Origin of the sequence: Methylobacterium sp. Leaf123 (genome assembly GCF_001423405.1) — a bacterium.
GTDB lineage: Bacteria > Pseudomonadota > Alphaproteobacteria > Rhizobiales > Beijerinckiaceae > Methylobacterium.
The window spans coordinates 413,877-431,849 of the sequence record NZ_LMNS01000012.1; the positions used below are offsets into that span (position 1 = coordinate 413,877).

A 17,973-nucleotide genomic window follows, 5' to 3' on the forward strand; every position below is an offset into this window, starting at 1 on the left:
GCTTCGATTGGGGCAGTCGGAGCGCGTCACCGGCTCCCGGTGGCAATTGGATACAAAATCGCGGCTTTGGGTTTCTCGATGGACAGATCATCGGAAACCACCATGAAACGCTTCCTTACCCTCGCAAGCGCGGCCGGATTCCTGGCGGCGAGCCTCGTCCCGCTGACGGCGACCTCGGCCGATGCCCGCTCCCGTCACAAGAGCCGTGGGATCGTCACGAGCGCCGGCAGCGTGACCGGCGGACGCGGCCGGGGCCAGACGATCTCCCGCGGCGCGACTGGAGCCAGCACCGTCACCCGAAACTCCGCGGCGGGCGGCAATGCCAACCAGCCCGAGCGGGCCGTTCCCCAGGGCAGCGGGGGTGGTGGAAGCGGCGGCGCCGGCGCGCAGTGATACCAGCCCCGCATCGAAGGACGGTGCGGGCGGCGATCACGACGACACTCGATGCGAAGGAAGCGTGTGATCGATGCCACTCCGTTCCGAGACCCCGCCCCCTCCGGCCGACCATGTGCCGGAAGCGCCCGCTCCGTCGGCGCGTCCGACCAGCGCGCAACTGAAGGCCGAGATCGATTCCGGCCGCACCGGCGATAAGATTGCCGCCCACGATCCCGGCTTGTCGCCCCTCGGGACCGATGACGAAGCAGCCGGGACACCCGCGGAAGCATCCCGCGTCGCGCTGGCACGCGAAGAGGAGACCCGACCGCGCCGCCAGAGGGCCAGCCGAATGCAGACCGGGCATGGCGCCAACCGCTGGGTCATGCCCGCCTATTACGGGGCCATTGTTGTAGCAGCCCTGGGGGTCGGGTTGGTCGTGTGGCTGTTGCGCTGATCCTGTGGATCGCCGCGATCGGGTGATCCTGGCCCTTAAAGGGGGCGGCGTGCGCCAATCGGCGGGGCGTGGGCTCGCTCCGCGCGGATCGCTCCAACTTTACGGGATGGTGCAACGGCTTCTTATCAGGCGCCTGACACGCTTCGCTGCTCACGTGAGGACATCGATGTCCAGTCATGCAGGATTCCCCGTCGACGCCCCTCCGACGCCCGGTCAGGCCGGGTTGATCGCGGTCGATGAGCACACCTCGATCGGGTGCTGGGTCCACGACATCTCCGCGCAGGACGTCGAGATCGTCGTTCCCGACGCATCCCTCGTCCCGGACGTGTTCATGCTGACGTCCTCGGCCCAGGCATCCATCAAGGTGTGTCGCACCCTCTGGCGAAAAGACGAGATGATCGGCGCTCGGCATCTTTAGAACATCGTTCGGGCGGCGGTCGCCGGCTCTACCGTGTGCGGAGAACCGCGCAGGCTGGTGCCGGGTTGATCGTGCCGGAGGTGCCTCATGGCCGAGACGAAGCAGCCGGACAAAGTCGAAGCCCCGGATCGGCCCCGCCTGACGCCCCAGGGTCATAGCAGTGGCACGGCCTCCGGGGAGGACAGCACCGATCCCCGAGGCGGTGCCAAGGAAGGGCAAGCCGACAAAGCGGAATGCGGGCGGCGCGAGCCGTAAGGGCTGAACCGACGAAAGTCTGAAACGCGGTGGGCCGCGTGTTCGGTGGGTTCAGCGCGTGACGGGCCGGCTTCTCAGGAGAAGACCGACCCGCCTGTCGCCTGCGTACCGCATTGGGGGGCTGGCAGCCCAACGACACTGATTCAAACGGACCCAGCGTGGCCAATCATCCCGAACCGTGACGATTGGCGTGGCGTCGATGAGGCCGCCAACGCGTTGCCGCAGCAGAGTTTCTGAGCGAAATGGCTGCAGCGCGCGGAAAATCATATCCGCATCATGTGCGCTAGCACACGAATTTTGGTCTCCGAGACTTCGGCAGCGGAAGAATTCGCTTCCACCAAGCGGGACGTGACGACCCGGATATTCAGACTTTACGGTCGTGCGCGCGACTGAGGGGTCGGCAACCATTGTCCCTCCAGCGATCGCGTTCGACACCGTGAATCATCGTCGAAGAATTTTCGGCCGCCTCGTCAACGGTAAGTTTTTGTTAACCATCTCGATGCAATCTTGGTGACCATCGCTCCCTCTCGCCGGTTGCGACACGGTTCCTTCAGATTCGGCCTGGTCGATTCATGGTACATCTCGCGACGGACTACCCCGGTGGATCGATCGTCGAAGCCACCATGCCCGCTCTGAATGGCGAGAGTCGCGATCGGATCGGACAGGGCCTGCGTGACGCCTATGTCGAGCGCTGCGACGCGCAGCCGATCACCGACGTCCAAGTCGAATTGCTGCTGCAACTCCGGCAGAAAGAGCGCGACCGCCGCCGCAGCGCGTGAGGGTCGGGTCTCGTCATCTCAGGAGACCCAGTCTTAAGGGATCCTCGGCTTGAGGATCACTGCCAGCGCCGGGCCATCGGCTGCTGGCGCCGGACCTCAGCGGCACGGATCATGGTCAGCACCCGATCGAGATCCTTGAGCAGCGACGATTCGGCCGCGCGCGCTGTCGCGATCTCCTGGTCGTCGCTGCCGAAGCGCTGACGCTGTTGCTGCAGCGTCAGTTCGTCCTCAAGCGCCGCCCGCTCCGCATGGAGCGCGAGGTAGGCCGCCTCCTGAGGATCGGCCGGATCGAGGAGAGGCTTCTCCTCGTGGGATGAATGTGGCTCCGTCACGATGACGGTCTCCTCGGACGTTTCAAGTGTAGACCCGGTCCCACTCAGGATCTCACGAGCAAGATCTCGTGACGATCATGCGAGTGGAACGACTGAGCGTACCTCCTGAAACTTCCGGGCACCGATCATCGTTGCATGGGCCGCGATGATGCGGCGGACGTTTTGCCAGAGACACTGATCCGCGCTCTCGTTCCGGTCACGCTCCCGCGGGCCAAAGCGCTCCCGGCGGGCCGAGTGGTCCCGCCGTGGCCTCGATCCTCAGTGAAATTCCGTTTTCCCCAAGGGCTTGCCGAGGGCCTCCCGGGGCCTGTCATGTCACCGTCATGTCGCCGTCATAGAGGCGGCGCGTCGGTGCACTAGATGGCAGCAGCGTCGCAGCGAGACCGGTTCCCATCAGGACCGGCCCCGACATTGCGCCCGACACCCTACGGAGATGCTCGTGAAACCCTTCACTTACGCTCTGGCCGTCGGCCTCGCGGCCGCCCAGCTCGCGACCTCGGCCTTCGCCGCCGACATCACCGGCGCCGGTGCCACCTTCCCCTTCCCCGTCTATTCGAAGTGGGCCGAAGCCTATCGCAAGGAAACCGGCACGGGCCTGAACTACCAGTCGATCGGTTCGGGCGGCGGCATCAAGCAGATCCAGGCCAAGACCGTCGATTTCGGCGCCACCGATGCGCCGCTGAAGCCGGCCCAGCTCCAGAAGGACGGCCTCGTCCAGTTCCCGACCGTCATGGGCGGTGTGGTGCCGGTGATCAACGTCCCCGGCATCGAGGCCGGTAAGGTCAAGCTGACCGGTGAGCTCCTGGCCGACATCTATGCCGGCAAGATCCTGAAGTGGTCCGACCCGAAGATCGCCGCGCTCAACGAGGGCGTGAAGCTGCCGGACGCGAACATCACGCCGGTCTACCGTTCGGATGCCTCCGGCACGACCAACATCTTCACCACCTATCTCTCGTCCGTGTCCGAGCCGTGGAAGAAGGAGTTCGGGGCCGCCACCACCGTGAGCTGGCCGGTCGGCCAGGGCGGCAAGGGCAATGAGGGCGTGACGGCGACCGTCAAGCAGGTTCCGAACTCGATCGGCTACGTCGAGTCGGCCTATGCCAAGCAGAACAAGCTCGCCTACGCCCTGATCCAGAACAAGGCCGGCAAGTACCCGCAGCCCGACGACAAGGCGTTCCAGGCCGCCGCCGCCAGCGCCGACTGGAAGTCGACCCCCGGTTTCGGGATCGCGCTGACCAACCAGGCCGGTGATGACGCTTGGCCGATCACCGCCGCCACCTTCATCTTGGTCCACAAGGATCCGGCGGATCCGGCGAAGGCCGGCGATGTGCTGAAGTTCTTCGATTGGGCCTACAAGAACGGCGACAAGCTCGCCGTCGACCTCGATTACGTGCCGCTGCCCGACAACGTCGTCGGCCTGATCCACGAGGAGTGGAAGGGCATCAAGGGCAAGGACGGCAAACCCGTCTTCGGCATGTAAAGCGACCGTCTCAGGCCCTCTCCCCCACCCGGGAGAGGGTCTTTCTCGGAGTGTCCGGCTCGCCTCACGGGCCACGGCGCGCTAAACGCCCTCCATTCGAAGAGCCCTTCCGCGGATGACCGCCTTGACCCAGTCCATCGCCTTGGCCAGCGAGAGCGGCGTGCCTCGCACTGCACCGAGCAAGACCGCTGACCGCCTGTTCCAGGGTGCGGCCTACGGTTCGGCCCTGCTCGTGCTGCTGGTGCTCGCGGGCATCCTCGGATCGATCATCTACGGGGCGATCCCCGCCTTCACCGAGTTTGGCTTCGGCTTCATCACCTCCAGTGCCTGGAACATCGGCACCGAACAGTTCGGCGCGCTGCCCGCCGTGATCGGCACCGTGGCCGCCGCCCTCTTGGCGCTCGTCATCGGCGTGCCGGTTTCCTTAGGCATCGCGATCTACCTGACGCAGCTCTGCCCCGGCTGGGCGCGCAAGCCCGTCGCCATGACCATCGAGCTGCTCGCCTCGGTGCCGAGCATCATCTACGGCATGTGGGGCCTGTTCGTGTTCGCGCCGCTCTTCGCCCGCTTCGTGCAGGTGCCGGTCTCGAACGTCGTCGAGGGGCTGCCGATCGTCGGCACGGTCCTCTACGCACGCATTCCCTCCGGCGTCGGCGTGCTCACCGCCGGCATCATCCTCGCGATCATGATCGTGCCGTTCGTCGCCTCGATCACCCGCGACATGCTCGATCAGATCCCGACCGTGCTGCGTGAGAGCGCCTACGGCATCGGCTGCACCACCTGGGAGGTCGTGCGCCACGTCCTCGTGCCGCAGGCGTCGGTCTCGATCATCGGCGCGATCATGCTCGGCCTCGGCCGCGCGCTCGGCGAGACCATGGCGGTCACCTTCGTGATCGGTAATGCCAACCGCCTCTCGGCCTCGATCTTCGATCCGGGTTCGACCATCGCCTCGCGCATCGCCAACGAGTTCAACGAGGCCGACGGGCTCCAGCTCTCCTCGCTGATGGCGCTCGGCTGCCTGCTCTTCATCATCACCTTCTTCGTGCTGATCATCGCGCGCCTGCTGGTGCGGCGCACCAAGGTCGCCTGAACCGAAATCTCCGCAACGCCGCCAGCCTCGGAACACCACGAGCCATGGATGCCAGCCCTTCCCTCGCAACGGCCGAACGCCCCCGGAGGGCGAGCCGTGTGCGCTCCGGCCGCCGGATCGCCGACCGCATCCTGATCCTGGCGAGCACGTTCGCGACGCTGCTCGGCATCGCCGTGCTCGGCTCGATCCTGCTGATGCTGATCGTCGAGGGCGTGAAGGGCTTCACCCCCTCCCTTCTCACGGAGCCGACGCCGGGGCCGGGCTCCGTCGGCGGCGGCATCGCCAACGCGATCCTCGGCAGCCTCGTGATGACGTTCATCGGCATCGTCATCGCCACGCCGATCGGGCTGATGGCCGGCACCTTCCTCGCGGAATACGGCCGCACCTCGAAGATCGCGGACATCATCCGCTTCCTCAACGACGTGCTGCTCTCGGCGCCCTCGATCCTGATCGGCCTGTTCGTCTACACGCTGATGGTGCGGCCGATGGGGACCTATTCCGGCTGGGCCGGGGCGGTGGCGCTCGCCATCATCGCCACCCCCGTGATCGTGCGCACCACCGAGGACATGCTGCGCCTCGTGCCGAGCCAGATGCGTGAGGCCGGCGCCGCCCTCGGCGCGCCCCGCTCCCTCGTCATCCGCGCGATTACCTGGCGGGCGGCGAGTGCCGGTGTCGTCACCGGCATCATCCTGGCGCTGGCCCGCATCGCCGGCGAGACCGCGCCGCTGCTGTTCACGGCGCTCAACAACAACAGCTGGTTCAACGCGAACCTGCTCGGCGGCGTGCCCAACCTGCCGGTGATGATCTACCAGTTCGCGCTGTCGCCCTATCCGAACTGGCAGAGCCTCGCCTGGGCGGGCGCCCTTCTCATCACCGTCACCATCCTGGCCCTGTCGGTGGTGGCCCGCCTCGTGATCAAGGACCAGCGGGCGCGCTGAGGCCGCCCCCCGGACAGACCTCCCACCTGCGAGACAATCCGATGAGCGCCTCCCCCGCGATCCGCAGCCAGTTCGAAGGCCGAAGCCCGGCCGACGTCAAAGCTCCGGTGCGCATCGCCTGCAAGGATCTCAACTTCTACTATGGCAACTTCCATGGCCTGAAGGACATCAACCTCGACTTCCGCGACCGGCAGGTGACCGCGCTGATCGGTCCCTCGGGCTGCGGAAAGTCGACCCTGCTGCGCACCTTCAACCGCATCTACAGCCTCTATCCGGAGCAGCGCGCGGAAGGTGAGATCCTGCTCGACGGGCAGAACGTTCTGGACCCGAAGATCGACCTGAACGAACTTCGCTCGCGCGTCGGCATGGTGTTCCAGAAGCCGACACCCTTCCCGATGTCGATCTACGACAACGTCGCCTTCGGCCTGCGCCTCTACGAAAAGCTTCCGAAAGCCGAACTCGACGTGCGCGTGGAGGAATCCCTGCGCAAGGCTGCGTTGTGGGACGAGGTGAAGGACAAGCTCAAGCAGTCCGGCACCGGCCTCTCCGGCGGCCAGCAACAGCGCCTGTGCATCGCTCGCACCGTGGCGCAGCGCCCCGAGGTGATCCTGTTCGACGAGCCGACCTCGGCGCTCGACCCGATTTCCACCGGCCGCATCGAGGAGCTGATCGAGCAGTTGCGGACCGAGTTCACGATCGTCATCGTGACCCACAACATGCAGCAGGCCGCGCGGATCTCGCAGTTCACGGCATTCATGTATCTCGGCGAGCTGATCGAGTTCGACGCGACCACCAAGATCTTCATGAACCCGGCCAAGCGGCAGACCCAGGACTACATCACCGGCCGCTTCGGCTGAGATCGGCCGCGACTGCACCCCAGTCGCGGCCCCCCGCGCCCCCGTTGAGGCGCGCCCTCTTCCGCCGGACCCCGTGTCCATCGCAGTTTGAGAGCGCCCTCGTCCGACTGCCTGATCGGGAAATTCGCGACATGGCCGACCATATCGTCTCCTCCTACGACACCGACCTCGAGAACCTGCGCCGTTCGATCGCCGAAATGGGCGGCGTGGCCGAGAAGATGATGACGGATGCCACCGACGCCCTGGTGCGCCGGGATACCACCCTCGCCCAGGCGGTGATCGTCGCCGACAAGCGCCTCGACCTGCTGCAGCGGGAGATCGAGGAGCGCTCGGTTCTTCTCATCGCCCGCCGTCAGCCGCTGGCCATCGACCTGCGCGAGACGATCTCCGGCATCCGCGTCTCGGGCGACCTGGAGCGGATCGGCGATCTGGCCAAGAACATCGCCAAGCGCGTCGTGGCGATCAGCGATCAGGCCCAGCCGCAGAAGATCGTGCTCGGCGTCCAGCACATGAGCGACCTCGTGCAGGAACAGCTCAAGGATGTGCTCGATGCCTATGCGAGCCGCGACGTGACCGCCGCCCGCGAGGTCTGGGGGCGGGACAGCGCCATCGACGCGCTCTACAATTCACTGTTCCGCGAACTCCTCACCTACATGATGGAGGATCCGCGCAACATCTCGTTCTGCACGCACCTGCTGTTCTGCGCCAAGAACGTCGAGCGGATCGGCGATCACACCACCAACGTCGCCGAAACCATCGAATACCTCGTCACCGGCGAGACGCCGACGGCCGAGCGGCCCAAGAACGACGCTTCGAACTACGCGACGATTACGCCGGGCGCCTAGGTTTTCACGCGGCGCGGCGATCAAGAGACGTCTCCGGCTCCTCTCTCGAGGGCCGGGCGTGACGGATGGAAAGACGGGCGATGACGAGTGCGCACATCCTGATCGTCGAGGACGAGGAATCGCTGACGACCCTGCTGCGCTACAATCTCGAAGCGGAGGGCTTCCAAGTCGATGTCGCCGTTCGCGGCGATGAGGCGGACCTTCGCCTGCATGAGACGACGCCCGATCTCGTGCTGCTCGACTGGATGGTGCCGGGCCTCTCGGGGATCGAGCTGTGTCGGCGCATCCGGGCCCGCCGCGAGACCGAACGCCTGCCGGTCATCATGCTGACCGCCCGAGGCGAGGAGACCGACCGCGTGCGCGGCCTCTCGACCGGCGCCGACGACTACGTCGTCAAGCCGTTCTCCGTGCCGGAGCTGCTCGCCCGGGTCCGCGCGCTCCTGCGCCGCGCCAAGCCCACCCACGTCTCCGACATGCTCGTGGCCGGCGACATCGAGCTCGACCGCGTCAGCCACCGCATCCGCCGGCAGGGCCGCGAGATTCATCTCGGGCCGACGGAGTTCAAGCTGCTCGAATATCTGATGCAGAGCCCCGGCCGGGTCTTCTCGCGGGAGCAGTTGCTTGACGGCGTGTGGGGCCACGACGTCTATATCGACGAGCGCACGGTCGACGTTCATGTCGGCCGCCTGCGCAAGGCGATCAACCGCCCGCGCCAGAGCGACCCGATCCGCACCGTGCGCGGCTCCGGCTACTCGTTCGACGAAATGTTCGCCGGAGCGGAGTGATACGGCTTCGGCTTGATGGGAGCGGGGAGCTAGATCGCGCAACCCACGCGGCGCTTGATCAGGGCACCATCGCGCCCGCGCGATGGGATCCGGCCGAGGCCCTGATCCGCCCTCCCGAAGAGATCAACCGGATTGGGTATGAGGGGTGGTTCCGCGGGTCGGGCAGCGCCCGTCCCCGTTCGACTCACTCGGGCCACCGCCCGCCGTTGCGGGCGTGCTCCGGTCGTGGCTCTTAGCGGAAGCCGGCGACGCGGCGATCGCGCTTGCGCTCGGCGGCCGGCTGGTAGGCGATCTGCGCGTGCTGGGTGCAGTACGGAAGGCCCGTGATCGCGCGGCCGCCGCAGAAGCGGAAGTCCGGCGAGGTCGGGTCGCCCATCGGCCAGCGGCACATCGATTCGCGCAGGTCCATGATGGTGACCCGCTCGGACACCGCGAGGGCCACCGGCTCGGGGGCAGGCTTCTGCGGCAGCGGGAAATCCGGGGCGGGTCGGTGCGCCACGATCGCGGGCGGTTCCGGCAGCGTCGGCTCCTCGACGACCACGACCTCCATCTCGACCTCGGCGGCCAAGCCCTCTCGGCGACGGCCTTGCGACGTCGGACCCATCGATTTGACGCGACCGGAGAGCCCGAGGCGATGCACCTTGCCGATGACGGCGTTGCGCGAGACGCCACCGATCTGCAGGGCGATCTGGCTGGCGCTCAGGCCGTCATCCCACAGGCGACGAAGCAGCTCGACGCGCTCATCCGTCCAGCTCGGGACTGCTTCCGTCATTGTCCCCTCCACGTCGAAACATCCTTGAACGCGAGACCGGCCGACAGCGCGGCGCTGCGGCCGCACATGGCGACAGCAGGCATGGCCAGGGCCCGCGATCCGGCCCTGCACATGTCGGTTAACAGACGCCAAAGATGCCGTTGGCGACGCTGTGGAGACTACAGGACAGCTCGGCCGCGGAGCAAGGGTCCGCGCGTCTCACGACCCGGTTTCCCCCGGCAATCGGACCCGTCGAACGCCGGCCCGGATCGGTTTCCGCAATGGAGCAAGCCAATCCTCCGCCATCCGTTAACGCGTTGCATAAACTTGCTCTTTTTCGAGCGTGCGGATTGGGCGAGGGCGGACCTGCCGCGGTGCCGGGCGGTTGCATGTATTGCCAAGATTGCCACGCTCGCCTCGGAAGCACGGTCGAAAAAGATTGTCCGGGCGGACGGGATGACTATGTGACGGACGTCATCCGCCGGCCCACCGCCTGTGGACAACGGACCTTGAACGGACTTTGGGAGATCGCATGCGACTGCGCCTCGCGCCGGCCCTTTTCCTCCTTGCCGCGATGCCGGGAAGCGCGATGGCCGCGGGGCCGGCCGCGCCGGTTCCGGCCGAGGCCGCCATCCGGCTCACCAACCACCGCGCGGTCTACGACCTGTCGCTGGCCCGATCCGAGGGGACGCGGGCGGTCGAGGGCGTGCGCGGGCGCATCGTCATCGATTTCTCGGGCGACGCCTGCCGTGGCTACACCATGCAGACGCGTCAGGTGACGATGCTCAATTCCGGCGAGTCCGGCGACCGCACCTCGGACCTGCGCAGCACCACCTTCGAGAACGGCGACGGCAAGGGCTTCCGCTTCCGCACCACGACCATCCTCAACAATGCGCCCTCCCCGGCCGTCGATGGAACGGCGGAGGCCGCCGACGCGCTCAAGGTGAAGCTCAAGGAGCCCAAGCGCGACCAGTTCCAGGCCGAGGGTGCGGTCCTGTTTCCGATCCACCACATGATCCGCCTGATCGAGGCGGCCAAGGCCGGCGAGACGACGGTTTCGGCCAAGGTGTTCGACGGCTCGGATGACGGGCGCAAGGTCTACGACACGCTGGCGATCATCGGCCGCCCGAACGCGGCGCCCGCCGCCGACACCGAGCGCGACAAGCCGCTGCGCGAGGGCGACCATGGCACCATGCGCCGGTGGCCGGTGACGTTGAGCTACTTCACCGCCGGAGCGGGTGAGCGCACGCCGATCTACACTCTCACCTTCGATCTCTACGAGGACGGCGTCAGCGGGCGGCTGCACCTTGATTACGGGGATTTCGCCATCGACGGGAATCTAACGCGGCTCGACCTCGCCAAAGCCGACCCGAAGGCCGACGCCGCCTGCAAGAAGTAGCCGTCGCGCCTCAGTTGCGGCGCCGCTCCGGTTCGCCGGTGAAGACGAGGCCGCGCTGGATTGCGGCATTGCCGAACTTCTCCCGCAGCCGGTCGAGCGCCGCCTCGCGGCGGGCGACCCGCTCGATGCCCTGATCGGCGAGGTCGCCGCGGTCGGCATGGATCGCGCCGCAGAGATCACCGCCGCCGATGCCGATCAGCCGGAAGGCGGTGCCGTCGCAGGCCGCCCGCAGCATGGGCTCGCCCTCGTGGAAGAGCCGGTCGGCGAGCTGCGTGGGTTTCAGGCTGCCGCGGGTGCGGGTGCGCAGCCGGAAGTGAGAATCCTTCAGCTTCAGCGTGACGCTGCCGGCGGCGAGCTCCGCCCGTTTGAGCCGCGCCGACACCTTTTCGCAGAGCTTCCAGAGGATTGGCCGCAGATCCTCGAACCGGGTGAGATCGGTCGAGAAGGTCGTCTCGGACGACACGCTCTTGGCCTCCCGCGTCGGGCGCACCGGCCGCCGGTCCCGGCCGGCCGCGAGGTCGAAGAGACGCAGCGCGTCCCGCCCGAGGGATGCCTGGAGACGCGCCGGATCGGCCCGCGCGATGTCGCCGACGCGGTGGATGTTGAGCGAAGCGAGGCGGTTTCGCGCGCTCTCGCCGATGCCGGGCAGGATGCCGACCGGCTTGTCGGCGAGGAAGGTCGCGGCATCCTCGCCTGCGATGATCGAGAAGCCGCGGGGCTTGTCGAGATCCGAGGCGATCTTGGCCAGGAACTTGTTGTCGGACAATCCCACCGAGACGGTGATGCCGACCTCCGCCTCGACCCGTGCGGCGAAGCGGGCGAGCGTGAGCGCCGGGCTCGTCCCGTGCAGGCGCTCGGTGCCGGAGAGGTCGAGGAACGCCTCGTCGATGGAGACGGGCTCGACCAGCGGCGTGAGCGCCAGCATCATCGCCCGCACCTCGCGCCCGACGCGAGCGTACTTCTCCATATCCGGCCGCAGCACCGTGGCATCGGGGCAGCGCTTCAACGCCTCGAACATCGGCATCGCCGAGCGCACGCCGGAGATGCGGGCGAGATAGCAGGCGGTCGAGACGACGCCGCGTTTGCCCCCGCCGATGATGAGCGGCTTGTCGCGCAAGGACGGGTCGTCGCGTTTCTCGATCGCCGCGTAGAAGGCGTCGCAATCGACATGGGCGATGCTCAGGGCGTCGCGGGCCGCGTGCGAGAGCAGGCGCGGCGAGCCGCATCCGCGGCAGCGCAGGGCGCCCTCGGCTTGCATCGTCAGGCAATCGCGGCAGAAGGGTCTCACGTCGAAAAACTCGCCCGGCCTTTGCCGGGCTGATGCGGGCAAGACAGGTTGTACGAATGTCCGGCGCCGCCGACCAGGGTTCTCCCGCGTCCCATCCCACGCCGAATCCCGATGCGCCGCCCCTGCGCCTCCTCGTGCTCGGCGGCACCACCGAGGCCAGCGCGCTCGTCGCCGGGCTGGCGCGGAAGCCGGAGGTCGCGGTGACGCTGTCGCTGGCGGGCCGCACCGCCGCGCCGCGGCCCGAACCGGTGTCGACCCGCATCGGCGGGTTCGGCGGCGCGGAGGGGCTGGCGCGGTGGCTTTCGGAGAACGGCATCGAGGCGGTGATCGATGCGACCCACCCCTTCGCCGCGCGGATCTCGGCCAACGCGGCTGCGGCGTGTAGAGCTGTCGCGGTGCCGCTGCTCGCGGTGCGCCGCCCCGCCTGGGAGCGCGAACCCGGCGACGACTGGATCGCTGCTGCAAACGTCCCGGACTGTCTCGACGCGCTCGGGACCGCACCGAGAACGGTGTTCCTCACCATCGGTCGGCAGGAGCTGGCGGCCTTCGCCCGCGCGCCGCAACACGCTTATGTCGTGCGCACCATCGAGCCGGTGGGCGATGCGCTGCCGGTGCCGAACCTCGTGACCGTCAGCGCCCGCGGCCCCTTCACCCTCGCGGACGAGATCCGCTTCATGCGCGAGGCGCGCATCGAGGTGCTGGTGACGAAGAATTCCGGTGGCGCGGCGACCTATCCGAAGATCGAGGCCGCGCGCCGGCTCGGGCTTCCCGTGGTGATCGTCGCCCGCCCTGCCCTGCCAGATGTGCCGGCCGTCGCCGATGCCGCGGGTGCGCTCCCCTGGCTCAGGGCACGGCGTACCGAGCGCGGAACCGTGTGAATCCGGCTCGACGCCGCCCGGCCCCGATGCCATGGCAGCGTCATGCCCGTCCCTCGACCGAAGAACCGCCGATGACCCGCGCCCTGATGATCCAGGGGACCGGATCCGATGTCGGCAAGTCGCTGCTGGTGGCCGGTCTCGCCCGCGCCTTCACCCGGCGCGGGCTGACGGTGCGTCCGTTCAAGCCGCAGAACATGTCGAACAACGCCGCCGTCACCGCCGATGGCGGCGAGATCGGTCGGGCGCAGGCGCTCCAGGCCCGCGCCGCGCGGGTCGCGCCCTCCGTCCACATGAACCCGGTGCTCCTGAAGCCGCAGAGCGAGGTCGGCGCGCAGGTGGTGGTGCAGGGGCGGATGATCGGCACGGCGCGGGCGCGGGAATACCAGGCCTGGAAGCCGCGCCTGATGGCCTCCGTGCTCGACAGCTTCGAGCGGCTGCGCAGCGAGGCGGATATCGTGCTCGTGGAGGGCGCGGGTTCCCCGGCCGAGGTGAACCTGCGACAGGGCGACATCGCCAATATGGGGTTTGCCCGGGCGACCGGGACGCCGGTGGTGCTCGTCGGCGATATCGACCGAGGCGGCGTCATCGCCAGCCTCGTCGGCACGCAGGCGGTGCTGGAGCCCGACGATGCGGCGATGATCCGCGGCTTCATCGTCAACCGCTTTCGCGGCGATCCGACGCTGTTTGCCGACGGCATGGCTCTGATCGCCGCGCGCACCGGCTGGTCGCCGTTCGGCCTCGTGCCGTTCTTCCCCGACGCGGCCCGCCTGCCGCCGGAGGACGCGGTGGCGCTCGACGCCCCGCAAGCGCGCCGCGACGGCGCCGTGCCGCTGATCGCGGTGCTGCGCTTTCCCCACATCGCCAATTTCGACGACCTCGACCCGCTGCGGCAGGAGACCGGCGTCGCGGTGACTTTCGTGCCGCCCGGCACTCCTGTTCCGGCGGAAGCCGATCTCATCGTCCTGCCGGGCTCGAAAACCACGATCGACGACCTCGAATGTCTCCGTGCGCAGGGCTGGGACATCGATATCCGCGCCCATCTGCGCCGTGGCCGCCGCGTGCTCGGGCTGTGTGGCGGCTACCAGATGCTCGGCCGATCCATCGCCGATCCGCAGGGGATCGAGGGCGCGCCGCGTGACCGGCCGGGCCTCGGCCTCCTCGACGTCGAGACGGTGATGACGGATGCAAAGCGCCTCGTCGCGGCCACCGGCACGACCCTCGCCGATGGTGAGCCGTTCTCCGGCTACGAGATGCATGTCGGCGACACGACCGGGCCGGACACCGCCCGGCCCCTGCTGCGCTTCGCCGACGGCCGGGTCGACGGGGCCGTCTCCGGCGACGGGCTCGTGACCGGCACCTATGTCCACGGCCTGTTCGCCGACGACCGCCAGCGCGCCGCCTGGCTCGCCCGGCTCGGCGCTGCGCCGGGTCTCACCCGCTACGAGGCCGGCATCGAAGAGGTGCTCGACCGCTTCGCCGACCACCTCGAAGCGCATCTCGATTGCGACGGGCTGCTGCGCTTGGCTTGAGCGACGCTACCGGCCGAAGGTGAGCCAGAGGCCGGTTCCGGCCGCGACCAGCGTGAATTGCAGCGCGCAGGCCGTGCGGTAGAGTTTCAGCGCGCGCACGATGTCGTCGGCATTGGCCTCGGCCCGCCCGTCGCCCATCCAGGCATCCTCGACGCGGGTGTCGCCGTAGATGCGTGGGCCCGCGAGCCGTAAGCCGAGCGCCCCGGCCATGGCCGCCTCGGGCCAGCCGGCATTGGGCGAGCGGTGGCGGCCCGCGTCGCGGCGGATTGCCCGCCACGCGCCGACCGCGGAGACATCCCGGCTCAGGGCTGCTGCCGTGATCAGCAGGAGGGCGGTGAGCCGCGAGGCCGGCAGGTTCACGAGGTCGTCGAGACGGGCGGAGGCCCAGCCGAAGGCCTCGTAGCGGGGGGTTCGGTGGCCGATCATGCTGTCGGCGGTGTTGATCGCCTTGTAGAGCGCGCCGCCGGTGAGCCCGCCGGCGCCGATCCAGACGGCCGGTGCGACGATGCCGTCGGAAAAATTCTCGGCAAGACTCTCGATCGCGGCCCGGCACACGGCGGCTTCGTCCAGGCTCTCGGGGTTTCGTCCGACGATCATCGACACGGCTTGGCGCCCGCCCGCCAGCCCCTCCGTCCGCAGGGCGACGGAGACGCGCCGGACATGGACGAACAGGCTGCGCTGCGCCGGCAGGCTCGCGGCGAGGATCGCGAGGATCACCAGGCCGAACCCGTGGCCCGTGAGCGCGGCGAGCGCCGTCAGCCCCAGGGCGACGGTGGCCACCACGGCGAGGAGCACGGTGAGCGCCAGGATGCCGCTGAGGCGGCGCGTTCGCGGCGTGCCTCGGTTGAGCCCGCGCTCGAGCGCCGCGATCAGCCGGCCGATCCAGGTGACAGGATGGCCGAGTGCCCTGTAGAGGCGGTCCGGATAACCCGCCATGGCCTCGATCAGCAGGGCGAGGGCCAGGATGCCGAGGGTGTCGGGCGGATGGGTCAGGGCGATCCAAGACATCGTTGGCAGGGGCCGGTGCGGGGCGGGATGGGCGGACGCGAGGGGCTGACGGACGGTTCGCGCGACGGTGTCGCGCATGGCGGCGATCTCGACGCGGCCCGCCGGCTGTTTCCGGGGGCGCCCGAGCCGTGGATCGACCTTTCGACCGGTATCAACCCGGTGCCCTATCCGCTGCCGCCCCTCATAGCCAGCGCCCTTTACCGCCTGCCCTCCCCCGCCGACCTCGCCCGGCTCAAATCCGCGGCGGCGGAGGCCTATGGTGCGCCGGGGCCGGACCATGTCGTCGCCGCGCCCGGCACGCAGATCCTGATCGAAACCCTGCCGCGGCTGATGCCGCCGTCCCGCGTCGCGGTGGTCGGCCCGACCTATGCCGAGCACGCGGCCGCCTGGACCCGCTCCGGCCATACGGTGCGGATGGTGGCCGATCCGCACGAGGCCGAGGGCGCCGACATCGTGGTCGCGGTCAGCCCCAACAATCCCGATGGGCGCGTGTTCTCGGCCGAGGCGTTGGCGCGCGTCGCCGGGGGAGGCCTCGTCGTGCTCGATCAGGCCTTTGCCGATCTGGAACCCGTGGAGGCCGCGCGGCCGGGGCCCGGCCTCGTGATCCTGCGTTCGTTCGGTAAGACGTACGGGCTGGCAGGGCTTCGGCTCGGCTTCGCGCTCGCCGAGCCGGCCCTGGCGCGGCGCATCGAAGCCGCCCTCGGTCCCTGGGCGGTTTCGGGGCCCGCCATTGCCGCAGGCTGCGCGGCTTTGCCGGATGCCGCGTGGCGCCGCGAGGCCGCAGTCGCGCGGGCGAAGGATGCGGGCCGCCTCGACCGGATGATCGGGCGGGCCGGTGGACGGATCGTCGGCGGGACGGCCCTGTTCCGCACGGCGGATTTCCCCGACGGGCCCGGCCTGTTCCAGGCGCTCGGCGAGGCCGGGATCTATGTGCGGCGCTTCGTCGAGGCGCCGGAGCGGCTGCGCTTCGGCCTGCCCCCGGACAAGGCGGCGTGGTGCCGCCTCTCGCGGGTGCTCAAATAGGCTGAGTTCGGCCGCCGAGCCAGGACACGACGAGCGCGGCGAGTGCGAAGGCACCGCCCACGGCGCAGACGCCGGGCCAGCCGGCGAGGAGGAAGGCCCGCGAGCCGAGGAAGGCGCCCGCCGCCCCGCCGATGAAGATGGCGGTGAACAGCACGGTGTTGATGCGCCCGCGGGCGCCCGGTGCGAGGGCGTAGGCGCGCGTCTGGTTGGCGATGAGCGCGCCGTTGATGCCGATATCGAGAAGCAGCACGCCCGCTCCGATGGCCAGGATCGACACCTCTCCGGCCAGTGCCAGCACCGCGAAGGCCGCCGCGACCAGAACGCTGCCGACGATCACCACCGGCCGGGCGCCGCGCCGGTCGCTGTAGCGGCCGGAATAGGGGGCGATCAGCGCGCCCGCCACGCCGATGACCCCGAACAGGCCCGCACCCGCCGCGGTGAGGTCGAAGGGCGGCGCCTCGACGAGGAGCGCCAGCGTCGCCCAGAACGCGTTGAAGCTGGCAAATAGCAGGGCCTGGGACAGGCTGGCATTGCGGAGGATCGGCTGGCTGCGCACGAGATGCAGCAGCGAGATCATCAGCGCGCGATAGCGCAGACGCTGCTTGGGTGCGCTGCGCGGCAGCGTGCGCCACGCCACCCCCGCCATGGCGACGGCGAGGCCGGCGGCGGCGAAGAACACCGCGCGCCAGCCGAACTGCGCGCCGACGAAGCCGCTCGCGGTGCGGGCAAGCAGGATGCCGGAGAGCAGGCCGGTCATCACGCCGCCGACGATGCGCCCCCGGCTCGCATCGGGCGCGAGCTCGGCGGCGAAGGGCACCGCCTGCTGTGCGGCGCAGGCGAGCACGCCGATGACGAGGCTCGCCCCCGCCAGCACCGCGAGGTTCGGGCTGAGCGCGGCGACGACCAGGGCGACGGCCAGCCCCAGCAACTGCCACACGATGAGATCGCGCCGCGGTAGGGCATCGCCCAGGGGCACGAGGAACAGGATGCCCAAACCATAGCCGACGAGGCTGGCCGTGGGCAAGAGCAGGGCCGCGCGCTCGCCGAACTCGGCGACGAGGACCGCGAGCAGAGGCTGATTGTAGTAGATGTTGGCGACGGCCCCACCCGCGATCAGGGTGAGCCCGATGCGCGTCGTCGGGGAAAGGGCGCGGTCGCCGCCCGCATCACGGCTCATCGCTGCGCCGCCCGCATCTCGGAGGGCTGGGACGGACAGGCAGGGAGGGGCGGGGCAAACGGCATGGACCGCCCCATAATGCAGGCCGCCGCCGGACCGCCAGCCCTGGCGACACGGTGCGAGGCAGCCGTCGCGCGGCAGAATGTCCGGTTTCGCTCAGGCTCCCGCGAAACGCCCGGTCGAAGGCACGTCTTCTCCAAGGGCGACGGCGCCTTGCCAGGGACACCCGGACGCATGCCGGTAGCATCCCGCAAAAGACTGCCTATATGATCAATTGTAACAAAAACACACAGCCTTTGCAGCAGCTTGGCC

General features: G+C 68.9%; 19 protein-coding genes. 14 read left to right on the forward strand and 5 right to left on the reverse strand.

The features are described from left to right. The first annotated feature begins 102 nt into the window (after positions 1-102). The 4 genes from ASF53_RS11675 (at position 103) to ASF53_RS11690 (ending at position 2,281) form a co-directional block, all read left to right on the forward strand. Complete coding sequence (locus tag ASF53_RS11675; protein WP_056198083.1) at positions 103-393, forward strand: hypothetical protein; 291 nt, start codon at positions 103-105, stop codon at positions 391-393. A gap of 73 nt (positions 394-466) precedes the next feature. Then, positions 467-829 (forward strand): hypothetical protein, encoded by a 363-nt coding sequence (locus ASF53_RS11680; RefSeq protein ID WP_056198085.1) that lies wholly within the window; start codon positions 467-469, stop codon positions 827-829. Positions 830-851: 22 nt separating this feature from the next. After that, entirely contained in the window at positions 852-1,247 is a 396-nt protein-coding gene (locus ASF53_RS26665; RefSeq protein ID WP_286134346.1) for a hypothetical protein, read from the forward strand. An 878-nt stretch (positions 1,248-2,125) separates the two neighbouring features. Next, positions 2,126-2,281, forward strand: a complete 156-nt coding sequence (locus ASF53_RS11690) for a hypothetical protein (protein ID WP_286134347.1) — start codon at positions 2,126-2,128, stop codon at positions 2,279-2,281. 56 nt (positions 2,282-2,337) lie between these two features. On the opposite strand, the gene ASF53_RS11695 is transcribed toward ASF53_RS11690, so the two are convergent. Beyond that, complete coding sequence (locus tag ASF53_RS11695; protein WP_056198088.1) at positions 2,338-2,613, reverse strand: hypothetical protein; 276 nt, start codon at positions 2,611-2,613, stop codon at positions 2,338-2,340. Between the two features lie 439 nt (positions 2,614-3,052). On the opposite strand from ASF53_RS11695, the gene pstS reads away from it, so the two are divergent. The 6 genes from pstS (at position 3,053) to phoB (ending at position 8,608) form a co-directional block, all read left to right on the forward strand. Further along, positions 3,053-4,093 carry a phosphate ABC transporter substrate-binding protein PstS gene (gene pstS / locus ASF53_RS11700; protein ID WP_056198469.1) on the forward strand — a complete coding sequence of 347 codons (1,041 nt, stop codon included), beginning with the start codon at positions 3,053-3,055 and terminating at the stop codon, positions 4,091-4,093. 115 nt (positions 4,094-4,208) lie between these two features. Beyond that, positions 4,209-5,183, forward strand: coding sequence for a phosphate ABC transporter permease subunit PstC (gene pstC / locus ASF53_RS11705; protein WP_056198089.1), 975 nt, complete (start codon positions 4,209-4,211; stop codon positions 5,181-5,183). A gap of 44 nt (positions 5,184-5,227) precedes the next feature. Further along, entirely contained in the window at positions 5,228-6,121 is an 894-nt protein-coding gene (gene pstA / locus ASF53_RS11710; protein ID WP_056198091.1) for a phosphate ABC transporter permease PstA, read from the forward strand. A 41-nt stretch (positions 6,122-6,162) separates the two neighbouring features. Next, complete coding sequence (gene pstB / locus ASF53_RS11715; protein ID WP_056198093.1) at positions 6,163-6,978, forward strand: phosphate ABC transporter ATP-binding protein PstB; 816 nt, start codon at positions 6,163-6,165, stop codon at positions 6,976-6,978. 131 nt (positions 6,979-7,109) lie between these two features. Beyond that, positions 7,110-7,823, forward strand: coding sequence for a phosphate signaling complex protein PhoU (gene phoU / locus ASF53_RS11720; protein WP_056198095.1), 714 nt, complete (start codon positions 7,110-7,112; stop codon positions 7,821-7,823). An 80-nt stretch (positions 7,824-7,903) separates the two neighbouring features. Continuing rightward, entirely contained in the window at positions 7,904-8,608 is a 705-nt protein-coding gene (gene phoB / locus ASF53_RS11725) for a phosphate regulon transcriptional regulator PhoB (RefSeq protein WP_003600784.1), read from the forward strand. A gap of 232 nt (positions 8,609-8,840) precedes the next feature. On the opposite strand, the gene ASF53_RS11730 is transcribed toward phoB, so the two are convergent. Further along, on the reverse strand, positions 8,841-9,380 hold the full coding sequence (locus ASF53_RS11730; RefSeq protein WP_056198097.1) for a GcrA family cell cycle regulator: 540 nt from the start codon (positions 9,378-9,380) through the stop codon (positions 8,841-8,843). A 511-nt stretch (positions 9,381-9,891) separates the two neighbouring features. On the opposite strand from ASF53_RS11730, the gene ASF53_RS11735 reads away from it, so the two are divergent. Further along, the gene (locus ASF53_RS11735; RefSeq protein WP_056198099.1) at positions 9,892-10,758 is read left to right on the forward strand and encodes a cell envelope integrity EipB family protein; all 867 of its coding nucleotides are present in this window, start codon (positions 9,892-9,894) and stop codon (positions 10,756-10,758) included. 10 nt (positions 10,759-10,768) lie between these two features. Here the strand turns inward: ASF53_RS11735 and ASF53_RS11740 are convergent, their stop codons facing one another. Next, positions 10,769-12,046, reverse strand: a complete 1,278-nt coding sequence (locus tag ASF53_RS11740; RefSeq protein ID WP_082482652.1) for a DNA polymerase IV — start codon at positions 12,044-12,046, stop codon at positions 10,769-10,771. Positions 12,047-12,102: 56 nt separating this feature from the next. On the opposite strand from ASF53_RS11740, the gene ASF53_RS11745 reads away from it, so the two are divergent. Further along, entirely contained in the window at positions 12,103-12,924 is an 822-nt protein-coding gene (locus ASF53_RS11745; RefSeq protein ID WP_056198102.1) for a cobalt-precorrin-6A reductase, read from the forward strand. 71 nt (positions 12,925-12,995) lie between these two features. After that, entirely contained in the window at positions 12,996-14,453 is a 1,458-nt protein-coding gene (locus tag ASF53_RS11750; protein ID WP_056198105.1) for a cobyric acid synthase, read from the forward strand. 6 nt (positions 14,454-14,459) lie between these two features. Here the strand turns inward: ASF53_RS11750 and cbiB are convergent, their stop codons facing one another. Further along, positions 14,460-15,461: an adenosylcobinamide-phosphate synthase CbiB gene (cbiB, locus tag ASF53_RS11755; protein WP_056198107.1), complete on the reverse strand. Its 1,002-nt coding sequence runs from the start codon at positions 15,459-15,461 to the stop codon at positions 14,460-14,462. A gap of 27 nt (positions 15,462-15,488) precedes the next feature. Here cbiB and cobD point away from each other — a divergent pair, with 27 nt between their 5' ends. Further along, positions 15,489-16,484: a threonine-phosphate decarboxylase CobD gene (gene cobD, locus ASF53_RS11760; RefSeq protein ID WP_056198110.1), complete on the forward strand. Its 996-nt coding sequence runs from the start codon at positions 15,489-15,491 to the stop codon at positions 16,482-16,484. On the opposite strand, the gene ASF53_RS11765 is transcribed toward cobD, so the two are convergent. After that, positions 16,477-17,661 carry an MFS transporter gene (locus ASF53_RS11765; RefSeq protein WP_056198111.1) on the reverse strand — a complete coding sequence of 395 codons (1,185 nt, stop codon included), beginning with the start codon at positions 17,659-17,661 and terminating at the stop codon, positions 16,477-16,479. The genes cobD and ASF53_RS11765 overlap by 8 nt on opposite strands. Positions 17,662-17,973: the final 312 nt, after the last annotated feature.

Coding starts and splice junctions, on each gene's coding strand:
- ASF53_RS11745 (WP_056198102.1), top strand. CDS start 12,103: ATGTCCGGCGCCGCCGACCAGGGTTCTCCCGCGTCCCATCCCACGCCG.
- pstC (WP_056198089.1), top strand. CDS start 4,209: ATGACCGCCTTGACCCAGTCCATCGCCTTGGCCAGCGAGAGCGGCGTG.
- ASF53_RS11750 (WP_056198105.1), top strand. CDS start 12,996: ATGACCCGCGCCCTGATGATCCAGGGGACCGGATCCGATGTCGGCAAG.
- phoU (WP_056198095.1), top strand. CDS start 7,110: ATGGCCGACCATATCGTCTCCTCCTACGACACCGACCTCGAGAACCTG.
- pstB (WP_056198093.1), top strand. CDS start 6,163: ATGAGCGCCTCCCCCGCGATCCGCAGCCAGTTCGAAGGCCGAAGCCCG.
- ASF53_RS11690 (WP_286134347.1), top strand. CDS start 2,126: ATGCCCGCTCTGAATGGCGAGAGTCGCGATCGGATCGGACAGGGCCTG.
- pstA (WP_056198091.1), top strand. CDS start 5,228: ATGGATGCCAGCCCTTCCCTCGCAACGGCCGAACGCCCCCGGAGGGCG.
- phoB (WP_003600784.1), top strand. CDS start 7,904: ATGACGAGTGCGCACATCCTGATCGTCGAGGACGAGGAATCGCTGACG.
- cbiB (WP_056198107.1), bottom strand. CDS start 15,461: ATGTCTTGGATCGCCCTGACCCATCCGCCCGACACCCTCGGCATCCTG.
- ASF53_RS11675 (WP_056198083.1), top strand. CDS start 103: ATGAAACGCTTCCTTACCCTCGCAAGCGCGGCCGGATTCCTGGCGGCG.
- ASF53_RS11765 (WP_056198111.1), bottom strand. CDS start 17,661: ATGAGCCGTGATGCGGGCGGCGACCGCGCCCTTTCCCCGACGACGCGC.
- ASF53_RS11730 (WP_056198097.1), bottom strand. CDS start 9,380: ATGACGGAAGCAGTCCCGAGCTGGACGGATGAGCGCGTCGAGCTGCTT.
- ASF53_RS11735 (WP_056198099.1), top strand. CDS start 9,892: ATGCGACTGCGCCTCGCGCCGGCCCTTTTCCTCCTTGCCGCGATGCCG.
- ASF53_RS11680 (WP_056198085.1), top strand. CDS start 467: ATGCCACTCCGTTCCGAGACCCCGCCCCCTCCGGCCGACCATGTGCCG.
- cobD (WP_056198110.1), top strand. CDS start 15,489: ATGGGCGGACGCGAGGGGCTGACGGACGGTTCGCGCGACGGTGTCGCG.